Consider the following 19,067-nt stretch of genomic DNA (forward strand, 5'->3'; position numbering starts at 1 on the left):
GACCGGCCGGCGCCGGCTGGCGGTTGTTGGGCTGCGTTAAGCCGTAGCGTCTGGTTACGCTTTACAGTCGAGCTTCCAACAACAGAGGACAGGACTCGACATGAAGAAGCTTCTTTGCATCGCAGCCTTGGCGGTGACGCTGGCGGGCTGCGGCGGCGGCGGCGACGACCAGCTGATGGTCGCCGCAAGCAACACGACACTGGCAGCGAACGCGACGACCACTTCGGCCGTGGTGCAGACGCCGTTCAGCTTCCCGAATGGCGTGACCGGCCTGGGGACGACAGCGGCCACGACCGTGACCTTCACCACGGCTTCGGCCACCCCGGGCTTTTCGATCAGCTCCGGCGGCAACACGGCGACCGGCACGACCACCTTCGGCTCGTGCATCTTCGCCGTCACGGCGTCGAACTTCCCGGCCGGCCATCGACTGGCCTTGGGCCAGACGGTCACCGTCAACCCCTGCAACCTGAACGTCAACACGGCCGGCGCGGTGGCCAACGGCGTGGCGACCAGCCGTTCGGTCGCCCTCCTCCTGGGTGCCGCGGCTTCGGCCGGTTCCTCCGTGATCGTCGCCGTCACGGCGGGCGGGGCGCTCACGCTCAACGGCAACAACGTCGGCACCGTGACGCTGACGCCGCTGACCGGCGGCTGATGCGAGGCGGGAGGGTGCACCGCACCCTCCCGCCTTCAAGGCAGCAGGTGCTCCTTGCGCAGCAGGTCCGCGTCGTCCTCGCGGTCGCGGACCACGTGCACCTGCGCGCCGTCCACCAGCACCTCCGCGGCGCGGCCGCGCGAGTTGTAGTTGCTGGCCATGCTCATGCAATAGGCACCCGCGGACAGCACGGCCAGCAGGTCGCCCGGCTGCACGGACAGCTTGCGCTCGCGGCCGATCCAGTCGCCGCTCTCGCATACCGGCCCCACCACGTCGTACACGGTGGACTGCGCGCTGCCGCGCTGCAGCGGCACGATCTGGTGGAAGGCCTCGTACATGGCGGGGCGGGGCAGGTCGTTCATCGCCGCGTCGATGATGCAGAAGTTCTTCTGGTCGCCGGGCTTGAGGTACATCACCTCGGTGACGCACAGGCCCGCGTTGCCGACCAGCGAACGACCCGGCTCGATCATCAGCTGCCGGTCGCCGAAGCCGCGCGCATCCAGCCGCTGCAGCAGGCGCTGCCACAGCGCGTCGGCCGCGGGCGGCTGCTCCTCGTTGTAGACGATGCCCAGGCCGCCGCCGAAGTCGATGTGCTCGATCGGGATGCCCGCCGCCTCGATCTGCGTGACGAGGTCCATCACGCGGTCCATCGCGTCCAGGTACGGCGACACCTGCGTGATCTGCGAGCCGATGTGGCAGTCGATGCCGACCACGCGCAGCCCCGGCAGCGCCGCGGCGCGCTGGTAGGCCCGCAGCGCGTTCCTGTGCGCGATGCCGAACTTGTTGCCCTTCAGGCCGGTGGAGATGTACGGGTGGGTGAGGGGATTGACGTCCGGGTTGACGCGCAGGCTCACTGGCGCCCGTTTTCCGAGTTCGACGGCCACCGCGCTGAGCACCTCCAGCTCGGCCTCGCTTTCCACGTTGAAGCAGTGGATGCCGGCTTCGAGCGCGCGGCGCATCTCGCGCCGGCTCTTGCCGACGCCGGAGAAGATCACGTCCGAGGCCTGCGCGCCGGCAGCCAGCACGCGTTCGAGCTCGCCGCCGGACACGATGTCGAAGCCGCAGCCGGCCCGCGCGAACACCTGCAGGATGGCGAGCGACGAATTGGCCTTCATCGCATAGAAGATCTTCGCCTTGCGGCCGGCGAAGCCGCGCTGGTAGGCGGCCAGCGCCGCCAGCATCGCGGCGCGCGAGTAGACGAACAGCGGCGTGCCGTGGTCGCGTGCGAGGTCCGCCAAGCGCACCTCCTCGACGAAGAGCTCGTCGCCGCGGTACTGCACGAACGGGGCGCCCGGCAGGCGCGGGGCGCTCATGGCCGCGGCGCCGGCACGGCGGTACCGGTCGGGGGTTGCGACGCGGCGGGCGTGGGCGTGACCGCGCTGGTCGACGGCGCGAGCGTCTGCGGGAGCGTGGCGCGGCCCGCGGCGGCTTCGCCGGAGGGCAGCACGAGCGGGCCTTTCTGGCCGCAGGCGACCAGCAGGGCGGCAGCGGCGAGCGCGCTGACTAGAATTTGGGGGACACCTGACATCTGGAAATTGTAATGACCGATCTCGAGTACCTGGACCGCGCCGAGGCCCTGCTGACGGCGGTGGAAGCCGCTTGCGACCGGATCAACGAAAGCACCGACGCCGACATCGACAACCAGCGCGTCGGCGGCATGGTGACGCTGGTCTTTCCCGACCGCAGCCAGATCGTCGTGAACCTGCAGAAGCCGCTGCAGGAAGTGTGGCTGGCCGCCAAGGCGGGCGGCTTCCACTACCGCTTCGACGGCCAGGGCTGGCGCGACACCAAGGGCCACGGTGGCGAGTTCTTCGCCGACCTCAGCCGCTACGCCAGCGAGCAGGCCGGCCGCCCGCTGACCTTCCCTAGTTCCTGAACAGGTCGAGGATGCTGCGGCGCTCGTCGGCGGGCGCCCGCGGTGGCGCCTGGCCGTCCGCGTTGAGCATGCTGCGGTCCCCAGGGGAACCCGGCGACTGCTCGCCGGAGGGGCCCTGCACGCGCGGCGTCCCGTTGGCCGGCGCGCCGCCGCCACCGCCGCCAACCGCACCGCCCGGCTCGCCGGCCAGTCCCAGGCTGCGGATGCCGGCGCCGGGCGCGTATTCCTCGTAGTACCACTCGCCGCCGACGTTGATCACCCCTTCAGGAGCCGCCGGCTCCATGGTCGGCACGCCCTTGAGCGCGGTCTCCATGAAGTTGATCCAGATCGGCAGGCTCAGGCCGCCGCCGGTTTCGCGGTCGCCCAGCGAACGCGGCGTGTCGAAGCCCATCCAGACGATCGCCACCAGGCTGGGATGGAAGCCGTTGAACCAGGTGTCCATCGAATCGTTGGTGGTGCCGGTCTTGCCGTACAGGTCGGCGCGCTTCAATTCGCGCTGCGAGCGCGCGGCGGTGCCGGAGCGGGCCACTTCCTGCAGCAGGCGGTCCATGATGAAGGCGTTGCGCGCGTCGATGGCACGCATCGACTCGTTCAGCAGCGGCGGCTGGCTCTCCACCAGCGGCCTGCCCTTCTGGTCGGTGATGCGCGTGATCAGCCAGGGGTTGATGCGGTAGCCGCCGTTGGCGAACACCGAGTAGCCCAGCGCCATCTGCATCGGCGTGACCGAGCCCGCGCCCAGCGCCATGGTCAGGTAGGGCGGATGCTTCTCGGCGTCGAAGCCGAAGCGCGTGACCCAGTCCTGCGCCGCCTGCGTGCCCACGGCCTGCAGGATGCGGATCGACACCATGTTCTTGGACTTCGCCAGCGCCGTGTGCAGCGGCATCGGGCCCTCGAACTTGCCGTCGTAGTTCTTCGGCTCCCACGGCGGCCCGCCGGTGACGTCGCCGCCGAAGAACAGGGGCGCGTCGTTGACGATGGTCGAGGGCGTGAAGCCCTTTTCGAGCGCCGCCGAGTAGATGAAGGGCTTGAAGCCGGAGCCGGGCTGCCGCCACGCCTGCGTGACGTGGTTGAACTTGTTCTTGTTGAAGTCGAAGCCGCCCACCATGGCGTGGATCGAGCCGTCGCGCGGGTCGATGGCGACGAAGGCGCCTTCCACCTCGGGGATCTGGGTGATCTCCCAGGTGTCCTTGGGCGACTTCATGACGCGGATCACCGCGCCGCGCCGGATCTTGATCTTGGGCGGCGCCTTGTCGGACAGGCCCGACTGCGCGGGTCGCAGGCCCTCGCCGATGATGTCGATCTGGTCGCCGTTGCCGCGCACCGCCACGATCTTCTTGGGCGTGGCCTCCAGCACCACGGCCGCCAGCACGTCGCCGTTGTCCGGGTGTTCGGCCAGCGCGTCGTCGATCGCGTCGTCCAGTTCCTTGGGGTCCGCGGGCAGGTCGACGAAGCGTTCGGGGCCGCGGTAGATCTGGCGCTTCTCGTAGCCCATGATGCCCTGGCGCAGCGACTTGTACGCGGCTTCCTGCTCCTTGGCGCGCACCGTGGTGAACACGTTCAGGCCGCGGGTGTAGGTCTCCTCGCCGTACTGCGCGAACACCAGCTGGCGCACCGTCTCGGCGATGTACTCGGCGCGCACGGCGGTGGTCTGCAGGCCCGTGCGCACGTGCAGTTCCTGCTTCTTCGCCGCGTCGGCTTCGGCCGCGGTGATGAAGCCGTTCTCCTCCATGCGCTCGATGATGTACAGCTGGCGGGCGCGGGCGCGCGAGGGGTTCTGCACCGGGTTGAAGGCCGACGGCGCCTTGGGCAGGCCGGCCAGCATCGCGGCCTCGGCGATGGTGATCTCCTTGAGCGGCTTGCCGAAGTAGGTTTCCGCGGCGGCCGCGAACCCGTAGGCGCGGTTGCCCAGGAAGATCTGGTTCATGTAGATCTCGAGGATCTGGTCCTTCGACAGCAGGTGTTCCAGCTTGAAGGTCAGGAGCACCTCGTACAGCTTGCGCGTGTAGGTCTTCTCGGAGGACAGGTAGACGTTGCGCGCCACCTGCATGGTGATGGTGGAGGCGCCCTGGCTCTTGACGCGGCCCAGGTTGGCCACCGCGGCGCGCACCAGGCCCTTGTAGTCCACGCCGCTGTGCGAATAGAAGCGCGCGTCCTCGATGGCGAGCACGGCATTTTTCATCACTTGGGGGATTTCGGTGATGGGCGTGAGGTTGCGCCGTTCCTCGCCGAATTCGCCGAGCAGCACCCCGTCGCTGGAGAAGACGCGCAGCGGCAGCTTGGGACGGTAGTCCGCCAGGTCCGCGATGTCCGGCAGGTTCGGGTAGGCCACCGCGAGCGCGACGCCGCCGATGGCCAGCGCGGCGGCGACCAGCGCGAACGCCACGCCGAAAGTCCAGCCGAAGGACTTCAGCAGGAAGCGCTGCCAGAAGGGCCGGGGGCGGCGGGGAGCGGGCGCGGAACCGGGAGAGTCGGAAGAGGGGTCGGAAGCCATAAAACTCCAGCGGGCGTCCCGGGGCGCCCATTATAAAAATGCATTCATCTGAGCCGGGATGCGCCCGGCAGGTTCCGCGCAGGCGCGTACCGGGCCTTGCAGCGGCCCCTGCAACGCCGCAGTATCGCAGCATTGCCCGTCTGCTTTTCCCAACGTCGCGCAGGGTTCGTGCCAGGAAATTCCTTTGGCGACAAGGACCTTACTGCTAGCATTGATGTGGAATCTTAAGTTCGTTACGCCTTGACACGAAGGCGAGCAGGAGGCGGGTTTGATCTCTATCGGGTCTTTGTTCGGCCGCCAGGCGGCCCCCCTGTTGGGGCTGGACATCAGTTCTTCCAGTGTCAAGCTCGTGGAGCTGGGCCTTCGCAAGGATGGCGGCTACGTGCTGGAGCGTTGCGCGATCGAGCCCCTGGAGCGCGGCTGGATCAACGACGGCAACGTGGAGAAGTTCGACGAGGTGGCCGAGGCCATGCGTCGCGTGGTCAAGCGCAGCGGCACCCGCACGCGCAACGTGGCGATGGCCCTGCCGGCCTCCGCCGTGATCACCAAGAAGATCATCCTTCCCGGCGGCCTCTCGGAGCAGGAGCTCGAGATCCAGGTCGAGACCGAGGCCAACCAGTACATCCCGTTCTCGCTCGACGAAGTGAGCCTGGACTTCTGCGTGGTGGGCCCCAGCAGCACGTCGGCCGGCGACGTCGAGGTGCTGATCGCCGCCTCCCGCAAGGAAAAGGTGCAGGACCGCCAGGGCCTGGCCGAGGCGGCCGGCCTCAAGCCCGTGATCATCGACGTCGAGTCGTACGCGGCCCGCCTGGCCGCCAGCCGCCTGATCGGCGCGCTGCCCGAGGGCGGCCACGACCAGCTGGTGGCCCTGTTCGAGGTGGGCGCCACCACCACCAGCATGCAGGTGATCCGCAACGACGAAGTCCTGTACGACCGCGACCAGGCCTTCGGCGGCGCCCAGCTCACGCAGCTGATCGTGCGCCACTACGGCTTCTCGCCCGAGGAGGCCGAGACCAAGAAGCGCAGCGGCGAACTGCCCGAGGACTACGAGATGGGCGTGCTCAAGCCCTTCGTGGACAGCATGGCGCAGGAAGTGGCCCGCGCGCTGCAGTTCTTCTTCACCAGCACGCCGCACAACCGCGTGGACCAGATCATGGTGGCCGGCGGTTCGGCCGCGCTGCCCGGGCTGAGCGACGCCATCACCGCCCAGACCTCCTTCCCCTGCGCCCTGGCCGATCCCTTCCAGGGCATGGACATCGGCTCGAACGTGCGGGAAAAGAAGGTGCGCCGCGAAGCGCCGTCGTACCTCACCTCCTGCGGGCTGGCGATGCGGAGGTTCCTGCAGTGATCCTGATCAACCTGTTGCCGCACCGCGAGGCGGCACGCAAGCGCCGGCGCGAGGTGTTCTACGCCGGCCTGGGCGCGTCCGCCGTGGCGGGCGCGGTGATCGCCGGCGGGGTGTTCCTGTGGTACGCCGCGCAGATCGGCAACCAGCAGAACCGCAACCGGATGCTGACCACCGAGATCACGAAGCTGGACGCGCAGATCAAGGACATCGCCTCGCTGCAGGAGGAGATCGCCGCCCTGCGCGCGCGCCAGCAGGCCGTGGAAGACCTGCAGGCGGACCGCAACATGCCGGTGCACCTGCTCAACGAAATCTCGCGCCTGCTGCCGGACGGTGTGTACCTGACCGGGATGAAGCAGGTGAACGACAACGTGTCGCTCACGGGCGTGGCGCAGTCGAACGAGCGCGTCTCGGAACTGCTGCGCAACCTGGGCTCCGGCAGCACCTGGATCGCGCGCCCCGAGCTGGTGGAGATCGTCGCGGGCAACGTGAACCTCGCACCCAAGGACGCCCGCCGCGTCTCGAATTTCAGGATGACGGTGAAGCTGCTGCGCGCCAGCGAAGCGCAGAAGGCCGCGGCGGCCGCCGCCGCAGCGGCGAGCGCGGCCGCGCTGACGCCGACGGCCGCAGCCACCGGCGCCATGCCCTCGGCCAGCCGCGCGCTGCCCGCCGGCGCCGTCGCCGCCGCCGCGCCCGCCGTTCCCGCCGCCTCGGCACGCAAGTGATGCGCCATCCCCTCCCGCCCACCGCAACCAGGGACTGAACCATGGCGACCGCCGTACCTTCCGTCGACACCGCTGCCCTCAAGGAAAAGATCGCCTCGCAGTTCCGGGGCCTCAACCCGAACGACCCGGCCTCGTGGCCGCTCGTGCCCAAGCTGCTGGTCTGCCTGGCCGTCATGGCCGCCATCGTCATCGCGCTGTGGTTCGTGTGGCTCACGAATTCCGCCGACGAACTCGAGGCGGAACAGAAGAAGGAAGCCGGCCTGCGCGAGGACTACCGCAAGAAGCTCACGCAGGCGGTGAACCTCGACGCCCTGCGCAAGCAGCGCGAGCAGGTGCAGCAGTACGTGACGCAGCTGGAAAAGCAGCTCCCGAGCAAGGCCGAAATGGACGCCCTGCTGTCCGACATCAACCAGGCCGGCCTGGGCCGCAGCCTCACGTTCGACCTGTTCCGCCCGGGGCAGGTGAGCGTCAAGGAGTACTACGCGGAGCTGCCCATCGCCGTGCGCGTGCAGGGCCGCTACAACGACATCGGCGCGTTCGCCTCGGACATCGCCCACCTGTCGCGGATCGTGACGCTCAACAACCTCGACATCCAGCAGACCAAGGACGGCAGCATCCTGGCGCTCGATGCCACCGCCAAGACCTTCCGCTACCTCGATCCCGACGAGGTGGCCGCGCAGCGCAAGGCCACCAGCAAGGGCGCGACGAAGGGAGCGAAGAAATGACCCGCAAGCTGTCGCTCGCCGTCGCCGTCGCCGGCGCCAGCCTGCTCGCCGCCTGCGGCGCCTCGGACCACGAGGAGATCCAGCAGTGGATGACGGAGCAGCGCGCCTCGATCAAGCCGCAGGTGCAGCCGATCCCCGAGCCCAAGCGCTTCACGCCGCAGGCGTACACGCAGGAGTCGGCGGTCGAGCCCTTCAGCTCGCAGAAGCTGGTCGTCGCGCTCAAGCGCGACTCGCAGCAGACCGGCACGCCCAGCGCCGCCCTGCTGCAGCCCGAGTTGAACCGCCGCAAGGAGCCGCTCGAGGCCTTCCCGCTCGACTCCATGGCCATGGTGGGCAGCCTCATCAAGCAGGGCCTGCCCGTGGCCCTGGTGAAGGTCGACAACCTGCTGTACCAGGTCAAGCCCGGGAACTACCTGGGGCAGAACTACGGGCGCATCACGAAGGTGACGGAGACGGAGGTCGTGCTGCGCGAACTGGTGCAGGACGCGGCCGGCGAATGGATCGAGCGAACCTCGACACTGCAACTGCAGGAGAAGTCCAAATGATGAAAACAACGAATTGGGGCTGGCGCGCCTTCGTGGCCGCCGCGGCGATCCTGGCTTCGGCCTGCTGGGGCGTCGCCCACGCAGCGCCGGCGGTGGAGAGCGTGCGCGGGAGCATGCAGGGCGGGGTCGAGGTCGTGCGCATCGACTTCACCGAGCCGCTGACCTCGGTGCCCACCGGTTTCGCGATCCAGTCGCCGGCGCGCATCGCCCTGGACATCCCCGGCGCCACCAACGGCATGGGGCGCAGCGCGGTCGACATCAACATCGGCAACCTGCGTTCGGTGAACGTGGTGCAGGCGCCCGACCGCGCCCGCCTGGTGCTGAACCTGAAGACGCCCACCAACTACCGCACGCAGGTGGACGGCAAGTCGCTGATCGTGACGCTCGACGCGGTTGCGCAGGCCGGCACGGCGCCGGCGGCGCCCCAGACCTTCGCCGAAAGCCGCAACCGCGACACCCAGCCGATCCGCGACCTCGATTTCCGCCGCGGCCCGGACGGCTCCGGCCGCATCGTCGTGGACCTCCCGAGCAACCAGGTCGGCGTGGACATCCGCCAACAGGGCCAGACGCTGGTTGTGGAATTTCTCAAGTCCACGCTGCCCGAGGGCCTGCGCCGGCGCATGGACGTCACGGATTTCGGCACGCCGATCCAGACTGTGAGCACGTTCCAGCAGGGTGACCGCGTGCGCATGGTGATCGAGCCGCGCGGCGCCTGGGAACACAGTGCCTACCAGTCCGACAACCAGTTCGTCGTCGAAGTCCGCGCGCAGCGGCAGGACCCGAACCGGCTGTCGCAGGGGCCCGGCTATACCGGCGAGAAGCTCTCGCTGAATTTCCAGAACATCGAAGTGCGCGCGCTGCTGCAGGTCATCGCCGATTTCACGAACTTCAACATCGTGACCTCCGACTCGGTCACGGGTGGCGTGACGCTGCGCCTGAAGGACGTGCCGTGGGACCAGGCGCTGGACATCATCCTGCAGGCCAAGGGCCTGGGCATGCGCCGCAGCGGCAACGTGCTGTGGATCGCGCCCAAGGACGAAATCGCGGCGAAGGAAAAGCTCGAGCTCGAAGCCAACGCGGCGATCCAGAACCTGGAGCCGCTGCGCACGCAGGGCTTCGTGCTGAACTACACCAAGGCCGCCGACGTCGCCGTGCAGCTCACGGGCACCGGCTCCTCGCGCATCCTCAGCACCCGCGGCAGCGTGATCGCCGAGCCGCGCACCAACCAGCTGTTCGTGACCGACGTGCCGTCCAAGCTGGACCAGGTGCAGCAGCTGATCCAGAAGCTGGACATCGCGGTGCGCCAGGTGCTGATCGAGGCGCGCATCGTCGAGGCCTCCGATACCTTCGGCAAGACGCTGGGCGTGCGCCTGGGCGGCAGCGACCTGCGCGGCGTGCGCGGCGGCGATGCGGGCTACTCCATCGCCGGCAGCAACCGCGTGGCCTTCGGCGGCACCTACGATGCCGTGTCGGGCACCACGGGCGAAGGCTCCACGGCGCTGAACACCGTCAATACGAACTTCGTGAACCTGCCGGCCACGGGCGTGGGCGGCTTCAATGCCTCCACCTTCGCGATCTCGATCTTCAGTTCCGCCGCCAACCGCTTCCTGAACCTGGAGCTGTCGGCGCTGGAAGCCGACGGCAAGGGCAAGCTGGTGTCCAGCCCGCGCATCGTGACGGCCGACAAGACCAAGGCGCTGATCGAGCAGGGCACCGAGTTCCCGTACCAGCAGGCGACCTCCAGCGGCGCGACCTCGGTGGCCTTCCGCCGCGCGACGCTGAAGCTGGAAGTCACGCCGCAGATCACGCCCGAAGGCAACATCATCCTGGACCTGGACATCAACAAGGACAGCCGCGGCGAGACGACGGCTGCGGGCATCGCGATCAACACGAAGCACATCCGCACCCAGGTGCTGGTGGAAAACGGCGGCACGGTCGTGATCGGCGGCATCTTCGAGCTGACCGAGACCGAGAACGAGACCCGGGTGCCCCTGCTGGGCGACATCCCGATCGCGGGCAACCTGTTCAAGAACCGGCTGCGCAACACGAACAAGCAGGAAATGCTTGTCTTCATCACGCCGAAGATGGTGGCGGACCGCCAGCCTGCCGGCCGATAACCCAAGTAGTACCCGACGGAGGATAGTTTCTGATGAATCGACAATTGAAGGCGCTGGCCGCGCTGCTCCTGGCCGGTGTGCTGGCCTCGTGCGGCGGCGGCGGCGGAAGCCCCGGGTCGACCGGCACCGGCACGGGCACCGATGGAACGGGGACCGGCACCGGAACAGGCGGCACGACCCCCACCCCGGTCGCGGCCAGCATGATCTTCGAGCTGAGCAAGCCTGCCCTGGACAACTCCGGCACGGATTCGACCGTGCTGACCGCGACTGCGCTGGACGCGAACAACAACCCCGTCGCCGGCGTGCCGTTCAGCGTCTCGGTCGACAGCGGCGTGTTCACCCCGGACGCGACTGCCACGGGGGCCGACGGTCGTGCCACCGGCAAGATCACGATCGGCGGCAACAAGACCAACCGCAACATCACCGCCGCGATCAAGGTGGGGACGCAGACCGCAACGGCCGTCGTTCCTGTGGCCGGCGGCCAGATCACCGTGTCCCCGGTGCCCGCAACGCCGGCTCCCGGTCAGTCGGTGCGCGTCGACGTCAAGGTGGTGGATTCCACCGGCGCCGCGGTGGTCAATACGCCCGTGACCTTCTCCGGTTCGCTGGGCCTGACAGGCACGGTGAATACGGACGTGAACGGCAATGCGACGGGCAACCTGGGCGCGGCGCCGGCCACCCCCGGCACCTACACCGTGGAGGTCGCCGCTCTCGGTGTGCAAGGCACGCGCAGCGTGCAGGTGATCAGCGGTGCCGGCAGCGGCATCGCGGATGCCGTGGGCCCGATCAGCTCGGCCAGCCTGGCGATCGTGCCGAACACGATCGGTCCGAACACCGTGGGCAGCTCGACGAACCGGGCCGCCCTGCGTGCGAAGTTCCTCAACGCCTCCAATCAGGCCGTCCAGAACGTGCGCGTGCGCTTCCAGGTCACGTCGCCCTCTCTCGGCCCGACGGAGGCCCTCAGCACGGCCGACGGCACCGTGTTCACGGACGTGAACGGTGAAGCCATCGCCGACTACATCGCCGGTACGCGCTCCAGCCCCACGAACGGCGTGACGATCCGCGCCTGCTACGGCCTCACCGACGCCTCGATTGCCAACGGCGCTTGTCCGAACCAAGTCACGGGTGCGCTGACAGTCGCCAGCCAGCCGCTGTCGATCACGCTGGGCGACAACAACCTGCTTGCCCGTGGCAACAACAGCCTCACCTACATCAAGCAGTTCGACGTGGCGGTGGTGGACGCCGCCGGCAACGCCGTCTCCGGCGCGCAGATTTCCGCCAGCGTGGACATCCTCACTTACGATAAGGGCGCCACGTTCACAGCGCCACGCGTCACCTGCGCCAACGAGGACCTGAACCGCAACGGCGCGCTGGACACGAGCCCCGTCGAAGATGTGAACGGCAACGGCACGCTGGAGCCGCACAAGGCGGACATCGCCCTGTCCTTCCTGGGGAGCAACGCGACGGGGGCGAATGGCCGCATGTCCTTTCAGGTCGAGTACCCGCAAAACGTGGCAACCTGGCTCTCGTACACGGTGAAGGTCACGACGAGCGTGAACGGGTCCGAGGGCACGGTCTCCAAGAACTTCGTCACGGGCTTCATCGAAGGCGACCAGACGAACGGCTCGTTCCGCACGCCGCCGTACGGCGCAGCGCTGGACTGCACGTCGCCGAACTGAGTCTCCTCGTGAGGTGACCATCACCCTCGTCGGCATGCCCGGCAGTGGCAAGACCACTGTCGGGCGCCAACTTGCAAGGCGGCTCGGGCTGCCTTTTTTTGATTCCGACCACGTGATCGAGGAGCGCCTCGGCTGCTCGATCCGGGAGTACTTCGCCCGCGAGGGCGAAGCCGCGTTTCGCGACCTCGAACAGCAGGTGCTGGCGCAACTGGCGCAGGGCCCCGCGGCCGTGATCGCCACCGGCGGCGGCGCCGTGCTGCGCGAGGCGAATCGCGAATGCCTGCGCGCCGCCGGCCCCGTGGTGTACCTGCGCTCCACGCCCGAGGAGCTGTACCGGCGCCTGCGCCACGACACCACGCGGCCCCTGCTGCAGGTGGCGGACCCGCTCGCCCGGTTGCGCGAGCTGTACGCCCAGCGCGACCCGCTGTACCAGCAGGCCGCCCACTACCGGATCGAAACGGGCCGGCCCTCGGTGCCGCGCCTGGTCAACATGATCCTGATGCAGCTGGAGCTGGACGGGGGCGCCGAGGGCGCCGCTCGAGACGAAGGGCCTGCGGGCGCCGCTTAAACTCGGGGCATGCCAGCCCCGCTTCCCGACTCTCCCCGGCAGGTCCGCATCGCGCTCGGGGACCGCAGCTACGACATCCGGATCGGCGCCGGCCTCCTCGGCGAACCCGCGAGCTGGGACGGCCTGCCTGCGGCCGCCGCCGCCCTCATCGTCACCAACACCACCGTGGCACCGCTGTACCTGCAGGCGCTGCGTGCGGCCCTGGGCACGCGCTACCGCGCCGTGTTCGACGTGGTGCTGCCCGATGGCGAGGTGCACAAGGACTGGTCCACGCTCAACCTGATCTTCGACGCGCTGTTGTCGCACGGCTGCGACCGCAAGACCGTGCTGTTCGCGCTCGGCGGCGGCGTGGTGGGCGACATGGCCGGCTTCGCCGCGGCGAGCTACATGCGCGGCGTGCCCTTCGTGCAGGTGCCCACGACGCTGCTGGCGCAGGTCGATTCCTCGGTGGGCGGCAAGACGGCGATCAACCACCCGCTGGGCAAGAACATGATCGGCGCCTTCTACCAGCCGGCGCGCGTGCTCTGCGACCTCGACACCTTGAAGACGCTGCCTGCGCGCGAGCTGAGCGCGGGACTCGCGGAAGTGATCAAGTACGGGCCGATCGCGGACATGGGATTCCTCGACTGGATCGAGGCGAATGTCGATGCGCTGGTGGCGCGCGACGCGCGCGCGCTGGCCCATGCCGTGCAGCGCAGCTGCGAGATCAAGGCGAACGTGGTGGGGCAGGACGAACGCGAGGCTGGCCTGCGCGCCATCCTCAACTTCGGCCACACCTTCGGCCACGCGATCGAAGCCGGCCTCGGCTACGGCGAATGGCTGCACGGCGAGGCGGTGGGCTGCGGCATGGTGATGGCGCTGCGCCTGTCGCAGCGGCTGGGGCTGGTCGACGCCGCCTTCGTGCAGCGGGTGACCGCGCTGATCGCCCGCGCGGGGCTGCCCACCGTGGGGCCGGCGCTGGGCGCCGAGCGCTACCTCGAACTGATGCGGGTGGACAAGAAGGCCGAGGCGGGCCAGATCCGCTTCGTGGTGATCGAGCGCCCGGGCCAGGCGGCGGTGCGCGGCGCCCCGGACGACCTGGTGCGCGAGGTGCTCGCGGAGTGCACCCGCTGACGGCGCGGCACCGCCGATGACGCTTGCCCCCTATGCCAGCGACGCCGCGGCCACCCGCGGCCGGCGCTACCCGGAGCCCGCGCCGCCGACGCGCACCGAGTTCCAGCGCGACCGCGACCGCATCGTGCACTCCACCGCCTTCCGGCGGCTCGTCTACAAGACGCAGGTGTTCCTCAACCACGAGGGCGACCTGTTCCGCACGCGCCTGACGCACTCCATCGAGGTGGCGCAGCTCGCCCGCTCGATCGCGCGGCCGCTGGGCCTGAACGAGGACCTGGTGGAGGCGATCGCGCTCGCGCACGACCTGGGCCACACGCCCTTCGGCCACGCCGGGCAGGACGCGCTGAACGAATGCATGGCCCTGCACGGCGGCTTCGAGCACAACCTGCAAAGCCTGCGCGTGGTGGATGCGCTGGAGGAGCGCTACCCGGAGTTCGACGGGCTGAACCTCTGCTTCGAGACGCGCGAAGGCATCCTCAAGCACTGCTCGCTCGCCAACGCGCAGCGGCTGCAGGAGGCGGAGCCGGGCGGCGTCGGCCGGCGGTTCGTCGAGCGCACGCAGCCCAGCCTCGAGGCGCAGCTGTGCAACCTCGCCGACGAGATCGCCTACAACGCGCACGACATCGACGACGGCGTGCGCTCGGGCCTGATCACGATCGAGCAGGTCGCGCAGGTGCCCCTGTTCGGCGACCACTGCGCGCAGGCGCGCCGCGACCATCCGAAGCTGGCGGGCCGCCGCCTGCTGTACGAGGCGATCCGCCGCATGCTCAGCGCGATGGTCTACGACGCCATAGACGCGACCCGCGAGCGCATCGAGCAGGCGCGCCCCGCCAGCGCCGACGCCGCGCGCGGCATGGGGCCGCTCGTGACCTTCAGCGCTGGCCTGCGCGCGCAGGCCACCGAGCTGAAGCACTTCCTCTTCCACGACCTCTACCGCCACCCGCGCGTGACCGAGACCACCGGCCGGGCGCAGGAGGTCGTGCGCGAACTGTTCGCGCGCTACCTCGCGCAGCCGCAGGAGATGCAGGCCGGCTTCACGGCCCGGCCCGATGCGCCGCGCGCCGTGGCCGACTACATCGCCGGCATGACCGACCGCTACGCCCTGCGCGAGCACGAGCGGCTGACGGGCCGCCGGCTGCTGTCGCCGTGAAGCGGCCGGACCCGGCCCTCGTCGTGGTGCTGGCGGGCATCAGCGCCGCCCTCCACATCGGCAAGCTGCCGCCGGCCCTGCCGGTGCTGCGCGAGAGCCTGCACCTGTCGCTGGTCCAGGCGGGCTTCCTGTTGTCGCTGGTGCAGGTGGCCGGCATGACGCTCGGGCTCGCGATGGGCGCGGCGGCCGACGCGATCGGCGCGCGGCGCACGATGGTCCTCGGCCTGGTGCTGCTGTCGGCGGCGAGCTTCGCCGGCGGCGCCGCGACCACTGCGCCGGCGCTGCTGGCGCTGCGCGCGCTCGAAGGCGTGGGGTTCCTGCTCGCTTCCCTGCCGGCGCCGGGCCTGATCCGGCGGCTGGTGGAACCGGCCCGCCTGCCGGGCATGCTGGGGCTCTGGGGTGCGTACATGCCCTTCGGCACCGCGACCGCGCTGCTGCTCGGGCCCGCCTTCATCGCGGCCAGCGGCTGGCCGGGATGGTGGTGGCTGCTGGCGACGCTGTCCTGCGCCATGGCGGCGGCGCTGGTGTGGCTGGTGCCGGCCGATGCGGACCGGCGCGTGGCCGGCGCGGCGGCCAGCCTGCGCGGGCGCATCGCGCGCACGGTGCGCTCGCGGGGGCCGTGGCTCGCCTCCGCGGCCTTCGCCACCTACTCGGCGCAGTGGCTCGCGGTGGTCGGCTTCCTGCCCACGATCTACGCGCAGGCGGGGCTGCCGACCGCCTTCACAGCGGTGGCGACGGCGCTCGCGGCGGCCGTCAACATGATCGGCAACATCGGCTCCGGCCGCCTGCTGCAGCGCGGCTGGCGACCGTCCGTGCTGCTGCAGTGCGGGTACGTCGCCATGCTGCTCGGCGCGATGGTCGCGTTCGCGCCGTGGGCGTCGGGCTCCTCGGGCGGCGTCGCGCTGGTGCGCTATGCCGGCGTGCTGCTGTTCTCCGCCGTGGGCGGGCTGGTGCCGGGCACGCTTTTCTCCGTGGCGGTGCGGGTGGCGCCGGACGAGGGCAGCGTGTCGAGCACGGTCGGGTGGATGCAGCAATGGTCCGCTTTCGGGCAGTTCGTCGGCCCGCCGCTGGCGGCCTGGGCGGCGGCGCGCGCCGGCGGCTGGCATGCGCTGTGGTGGGTCACGGGCGCGTTCGCGCTCGCCGGCATGGGCATCGCCGCGGCAATTGCCCGTTTTCTCGCGGGACATGGTGCCCCCGGGAGCGCCGCCGCGCAGGGCGCGCCCTAGAATTCCGTTACATGGGATTTCTCGACCAGCTGAGATCGCAGGCGCAGACGCTGCAGAGCAAGCGCACGACGGAGGAGCAGCGGCAGGACCAGCTCGCCGCGGAGACCGAGCGGGCCTGCCGCGTGATCGCGAACTACTTCGACGACCTGGCGCGGCAGCTTTCCGTGATCCAGCCGCCCGCGCGCGAGCTGTCGCTCGACGGCAAGACGCCCTGGCCGCCGATGAAGCAGGTCGACTTCCGGGCGGATGCGCGCCGCAAGATGCTGCGCAACCGCGAGGTGTTCGACTACATCGGCATGGGCTGGCGCATTGTGCCGCAGGCGGGTGCCGTGGTCACGGGAGTGGTCACCGTCAACTTCCCCACCGAGATGAAGCGCGTGGAAGACCGGCTCATGATGGGGCCGGTGAAGCATGAGCGGCGCGAGGTGCGCGACCCGGAGAAGAGCACCCTGCGCGAAGTGCGCTACGAGTACCTCACGGAGACGCGCGCCACCGTCACCGCCACGCCGGACCACGATCGCGGGCAGGTGCATTTCCGGCTGCTCAATACCTGCGGCTTCGAGGTGGTGCAGACCACCTGGCCCGCTGCCCGCATCCAGGTCGAACTGCTCGACGAGCTCGCCAGGCGCATCGTGGGCCAGTCCAGCCACTTCGTGTGACGACGGACCTTGCCGCAGCCGCCCTGGCGGACACCCGCCGCTGGCTCGAGCGCGCCGTGATCGGATTGAACCTGTGCCCGTTCGCCAAGGCGGTGCACGTGAAGGGGCAGGTGCACTACGCCGTGAGCATGGCCGAGGACGGGCAGGGCGTGCTGGAGGACTTCGCGCGCGAGCTCGATGCGCTGCTGGCGCTGCCGGCGCGCGAGCGCGACACGACGCTGCTGGTCGTCCCGCGCGGCATGGAGGACTTCCTCACCTTCAACGACGTGGTCGCCCGCGCGCAACGCATCGTGCGCAAGCGCGGCCTCGAGGGGGTGATCCAGGTGGCGAGCTTCCATCCGCGCTTCGTGTTCGCCGGCGCCGAGGAAGACGACGTCACGAACTTCACCAATCGCGCCCCCTGGCCCACGCTGCACCTGCTGCGCGAGGACAGCATGGACCGCGCGGTCGCCGCGTTCCCGGATGCGGCGGCGATCTACGAAACCAACATGGAGACGCTGCGCGGTCTCGGCCCCGAGGGCTGGGAAGCGCTGGACGTCGGGCCGCACGCATGACGAAGAAGGACATCCGCGAGGAACTGGGGCTGCGGCCCGGGCAGTCGATCGAGCTGCTGCAGGAGCTGCACATCGTCACGCGCGAGGGGCGCATCAACCAGGATTCGCGCCGCAAGCTCAAGCAGGTCCTGCACCTGGTCCAGTTCATCGAGAAGCTGCTGCTGGAACTGCCGGCGGAGGGCGGCCATCCCACGCTGGCCGACCACGGCGCGGGCAAGTCCTACCTGGGTTTCGTGCTGTACGACCTGTTCTTCCAGCCGCGCGGCGTGGGGCACATCTACGGCATCGAGACCCGGGCGGAGCTGGTGGCCAAGTCGCGCGAGCTGGCGCAGCGGCTGGGCTTCGAGCGCATGTCCTTCCTGCACCTGAGCGCGGCCGAGGCGGCCGACGCGACGCAGCTGCCGGAGAAGATCGACGTGGTGACGGCGCTGCATGCCTGCGACACGGCCACCGACGACGCGATCGCCTTCGGGCTGCGCAAGCATGCGCGCTTCATGGTGCTGGTGCCTTGCTGCCAGGCCGAACTGGCCAGCGCGCTGCGCGAGCACAAGGCGCTCGCGCTGGCGCGCACGCCGCTGGCGGAGCTGTGGCGGCATCCGCTGCACACCCGCGAGCTCGGAAGCCAGGTGACCAACGTGCTGCGCTGCCTGTACCTGGAGGCGATGGGCTACACCGTGACCGTCACCGAGCTGGTGGGGTGGGAGCACAGCATGAAGAACGAGCTGATCCTGGCCCGCTGGACGGGCCAGCGCCGGCGTGCGTCCGCCGAGCGGCTGCGGGCGATCCTGGCGGAGTTCGGCCTGCAGGCGCTGGAGGCGCGGCGCTATGGGGGCCTGCCGGACTCTAAATTGGGGTCAGATTCCAATTTATGATCGCCGGATGGCTCGCCTTCCCCGGCTGACCGTCCCGGGCTACCCCCACCACATCATCCAGCGCGGCAACAACCGCCAGGCCATCTTCGCCGACAGTGCGGACTACGAACTGCTGCTGGACCTGATCGACGAGCATGCGCGCAAGCAGCGCGTCGCGCTCCATGCGTACGTGCTGATGTCGAACCATTTCCACCTGCTGGCCACGCCGGAGACGGTGCAGGCCATCCCGCAGATGATGCAGGCGGTGGGGCGGCGCTACGTGCGCAACTACAACCTGCGGCACGCGCGCAGCGGCACGCTCTGGGAAGGCCGCTACCGCTCGACCCTGATCCAGGCGGAGCGCTACCTGCTGGCCTGCATGGTGTACCTGGACCTCAATCCGGTCCGGGCCGGCATGGTGGCGGATCCCGCGGAGTATCCGTGGTCGAGCCACCAGCACTACGTGGGGCGGCGCAGCGACAAGCTCGTCACCCCCCATCCCTTGTACTGGGAACTCGGCAACACGCCGTTCGCCCGCGACCAGGCCTACGCGGAGCTCGTCCGCAGCGGGATCACGTCAACCCAGCAGCAGGCACTGACCGATTCCGCCCTGCGCGGCTGGGCGCTGGGTGAGCCGGACTACGTGGCCGACCTGCAGCGGCGCACCGGGAGGCGGGTGGCGCGCTCCCAAGCGGGGCGTCCTCGCACCAAGTCGGCGGATGATCTGTCCCCAATTATGGAAGAGGCTCCGGTGCGTCCGAAATAATTGGAATCTGACCCCAATTATTCTG

19 protein-coding genes are annotated in these 19,067 nt (G+C 69.5%); 16 read left to right on the forward strand and 3 right to left on the reverse strand.

All coding sequences use genetic code 11. The features are described 5' to 3' along the window. Positions 1-100 precede the first annotated feature (100 nt). The gene (locus tag WG923_RS16140; protein WP_340351992.1) at positions 101-652 is read left to right on the forward strand and encodes a hypothetical protein; all 552 of its coding nucleotides are present in this window, start codon (positions 101-103) and stop codon (positions 650-652) included. 35 nt (positions 653-687) lie between these two features. On the opposite strand, the gene lysA is transcribed toward WG923_RS16140, so the two are convergent. Further along, positions 688-1,965: a diaminopimelate decarboxylase gene (gene lysA, locus WG923_RS16145; protein ID WP_340351993.1), complete on the reverse strand. Its 1,278-nt coding sequence runs from the start codon at positions 1,963-1,965 to the stop codon at positions 688-690. Continuing rightward, a complete protein-coding gene (lptM, locus tag WG923_RS16150) occupies positions 1,962-2,180 on the reverse strand; it encodes an LPS translocon maturation chaperone LptM (RefSeq protein ID WP_340351994.1) in 219 nt (72 codons plus the stop codon). The genes lysA and lptM overlap by 4 nt, the downstream gene beginning before the upstream one ends. 12 nt (positions 2,181-2,192) lie before the next feature. Between lptM and cyaY the strand changes: the two genes are divergently transcribed. Then, the gene (gene cyaY, locus WG923_RS16155; RefSeq protein WP_340351995.1) at positions 2,193-2,528 is read left to right on the forward strand and encodes an iron donor protein CyaY; all 336 of its coding nucleotides are present in this window, start codon (positions 2,193-2,195) and stop codon (positions 2,526-2,528) included. On the opposite strand, the gene WG923_RS16160 is transcribed toward cyaY, so the two are convergent. Beyond that, entirely contained in the window at positions 2,518-5,019 is a 2,502-nt protein-coding gene (locus WG923_RS16160; protein WP_340351996.1) for a penicillin-binding protein 1A, read from the reverse strand. The two genes, cyaY and WG923_RS16160, sit on opposite strands and share 11 nt — an antisense overlap. Before the next feature lie 268 nt (positions 5,020-5,287). Here WG923_RS16160 and WG923_RS16165 point away from each other — a divergent pair, with 268 nt between their 5' ends. From WG923_RS16165 to WG923_RS16230, 14 genes are read left to right on the forward strand one after another with little or no spacing between them, the layout of a single operon-like run. Then, positions 5,288-6,367 carry a pilus assembly protein PilM gene (locus WG923_RS16165; RefSeq protein WP_340351997.1) on the forward strand — a complete coding sequence of 360 codons (1,080 nt, stop codon included), beginning with the start codon at positions 5,288-5,290 and terminating at the stop codon, positions 6,365-6,367. Further along, a complete protein-coding gene (locus WG923_RS16170) occupies positions 6,364-7,089 on the forward strand; it encodes a PilN domain-containing protein (RefSeq protein WP_340351998.1) in 726 nt (241 codons plus the stop codon). Before WG923_RS16165 ends, WG923_RS16170 begins: the two co-directional genes overlap by 4 nt. A gap of 41 nt (positions 7,090-7,130) precedes the next feature. After that, on the forward strand, positions 7,131-7,814 hold the full coding sequence (locus WG923_RS16175) for a type IV pilus inner membrane component PilO (protein WP_340351999.1): 684 nt from the start codon (positions 7,131-7,133) through the stop codon (positions 7,812-7,814). Then, positions 7,811-8,359, forward strand: coding sequence for a pilus assembly protein PilP (locus WG923_RS16180; protein ID WP_340352000.1), 549 nt, complete (start codon positions 7,811-7,813; stop codon positions 8,357-8,359). Before WG923_RS16175 ends, WG923_RS16180 begins: the two co-directional genes overlap by 4 nt. Further along, a complete protein-coding gene (pilQ, locus tag WG923_RS16185) occupies positions 8,356-10,476 on the forward strand; it encodes a type IV pilus secretin PilQ (protein WP_340352001.1) in 2,121 nt (706 codons plus the stop codon). Before WG923_RS16180 ends, pilQ begins: the two co-directional genes overlap by 4 nt. 32 nt (positions 10,477-10,508) lie before the next feature. Continuing rightward, positions 10,509-12,155: an Ig-like domain-containing protein gene (locus tag WG923_RS16190; protein ID WP_340352002.1), complete on the forward strand. Its 1,647-nt coding sequence runs from the start codon at positions 10,509-10,511 to the stop codon at positions 12,153-12,155. A 13-nt stretch (positions 12,156-12,168) separates the two neighbouring features. Next, positions 12,169-12,723 (forward strand): shikimate kinase, encoded by a 555-nt coding sequence (locus tag WG923_RS16195; RefSeq protein ID WP_340352003.1) that lies wholly within the window; start codon positions 12,169-12,171, stop codon positions 12,721-12,723. A gap of 9 nt (positions 12,724-12,732) precedes the next feature. After that, complete coding sequence (gene aroB / locus WG923_RS16200; RefSeq protein ID WP_340352004.1) at positions 12,733-13,836, forward strand: 3-dehydroquinate synthase; 1,104 nt, start codon at positions 12,733-12,735, stop codon at positions 13,834-13,836. A gap of 16 nt (positions 13,837-13,852) precedes the next feature. After that, positions 13,853-14,986, forward strand: a complete 1,134-nt coding sequence (locus WG923_RS16205) for a deoxyguanosinetriphosphate triphosphohydrolase (RefSeq protein WP_340352005.1) — start codon at positions 13,853-13,855, stop codon at positions 14,984-14,986. After that, the gene (locus WG923_RS16210; RefSeq protein WP_340352006.1) at positions 14,983-16,212 is read left to right on the forward strand and encodes an MFS transporter; all 1,230 of its coding nucleotides are present in this window, start codon (positions 14,983-14,985) and stop codon (positions 16,210-16,212) included. Before WG923_RS16205 ends, WG923_RS16210 begins: the two co-directional genes overlap by 4 nt. Positions 16,213-16,223: 11 nt before the next feature. Then, entirely contained in the window at positions 16,224-16,871 is a 648-nt protein-coding gene (locus WG923_RS16215; RefSeq protein WP_340352007.1) for a hypothetical protein, read from the forward strand. Then, a complete protein-coding gene (locus tag WG923_RS16220; RefSeq protein WP_340352008.1) occupies positions 16,868-17,425 on the forward strand; it encodes a DUF1415 domain-containing protein in 558 nt (185 codons plus the stop codon). Before WG923_RS16215 ends, WG923_RS16220 begins: the two co-directional genes overlap by 4 nt. Continuing rightward, the gene (locus WG923_RS16225; RefSeq protein WP_340352009.1) at positions 17,422-18,297 is read left to right on the forward strand and encodes a class I SAM-dependent methyltransferase; all 876 of its coding nucleotides are present in this window, start codon (positions 17,422-17,424) and stop codon (positions 18,295-18,297) included. Before WG923_RS16220 ends, WG923_RS16225 begins: the two co-directional genes overlap by 4 nt. 7 nt (positions 18,298-18,304) lie before the next feature. Beyond that, positions 18,305-19,042: an REP-associated tyrosine transposase gene (locus tag WG923_RS16230; protein ID WP_340352010.1), complete on the forward strand. Its 738-nt coding sequence runs from the start codon at positions 18,305-18,307 to the stop codon at positions 19,040-19,042. Positions 19,043-19,067: the final 25 nt, after the last annotated feature.

The organism is Ramlibacter sp. AN1133 (assembly GCF_037890035.1).
Classification (GTDB): Bacteria; Pseudomonadota; Gammaproteobacteria; order Burkholderiales; family Burkholderiaceae_C; genus Ramlibacter.

What these genes read in the sequence shown, in the direction of transcription:
- lysA (WP_340351993.1), bottom strand. Translation starts at nt 1,965, where the DNA reads ATGAGCGCCCCGCGCCTGCCGGGCGCCCCGTTCGTGCAGTACCGCGGC.
- WG923_RS16225 (WP_340352009.1), top strand. Translation starts at nt 17,422, where the DNA reads ATGACGAAGAAGGACATCCGCGAGGAACTGGGGCTGCGGCCCGGGCAG.
- lptM (WP_340351994.1), bottom strand. Translation starts at nt 2,180, where the DNA reads ATGTCAGGTGTCCCCCAAATTCTAGTCAGCGCGCTCGCCGCTGCCGCC.
- pilQ (WP_340352001.1), top strand. Translation starts at nt 8,356, where the DNA reads ATGATGAAAACAACGAATTGGGGCTGGCGCGCCTTCGTGGCCGCCGCG.
- cyaY (WP_340351995.1), top strand. Translation starts at nt 2,193, where the DNA reads ATGACCGATCTCGAGTACCTGGACCGCGCCGAGGCCCTGCTGACGGCG.
- WG923_RS16160 (WP_340351996.1), bottom strand. Translation starts at nt 5,019, where the DNA reads ATGGCTTCCGACCCCTCTTCCGACTCTCCCGGTTCCGCGCCCGCTCCC.
- WG923_RS16215 (WP_340352007.1), top strand. Translation starts at nt 16,224, where the DNA reads ATGGGATTTCTCGACCAGCTGAGATCGCAGGCGCAGACGCTGCAGAGC.
- WG923_RS16175 (WP_340351999.1), top strand. Translation starts at nt 7,131, where the DNA reads ATGGCGACCGCCGTACCTTCCGTCGACACCGCTGCCCTCAAGGAAAAG.
- aroB (WP_340352004.1), top strand. Translation starts at nt 12,733, where the DNA reads ATGCCAGCCCCGCTTCCCGACTCTCCCCGGCAGGTCCGCATCGCGCTC.
- WG923_RS16230 (WP_340352010.1), top strand. Translation starts at nt 18,305, where the DNA reads ATGGCTCGCCTTCCCCGGCTGACCGTCCCGGGCTACCCCCACCACATC.
- WG923_RS16205 (WP_340352005.1), top strand. Translation starts at nt 13,853, where the DNA reads ATGACGCTTGCCCCCTATGCCAGCGACGCCGCGGCCACCCGCGGCCGG.
- WG923_RS16190 (WP_340352002.1), top strand. Translation starts at nt 10,509, where the DNA reads ATGAATCGACAATTGAAGGCGCTGGCCGCGCTGCTCCTGGCCGGTGTG.
- WG923_RS16140 (WP_340351992.1), top strand. Translation starts at nt 101, where the DNA reads ATGAAGAAGCTTCTTTGCATCGCAGCCTTGGCGGTGACGCTGGCGGGC.
- WG923_RS16180 (WP_340352000.1), top strand. Translation starts at nt 7,811, where the DNA reads ATGACCCGCAAGCTGTCGCTCGCCGTCGCCGTCGCCGGCGCCAGCCTG.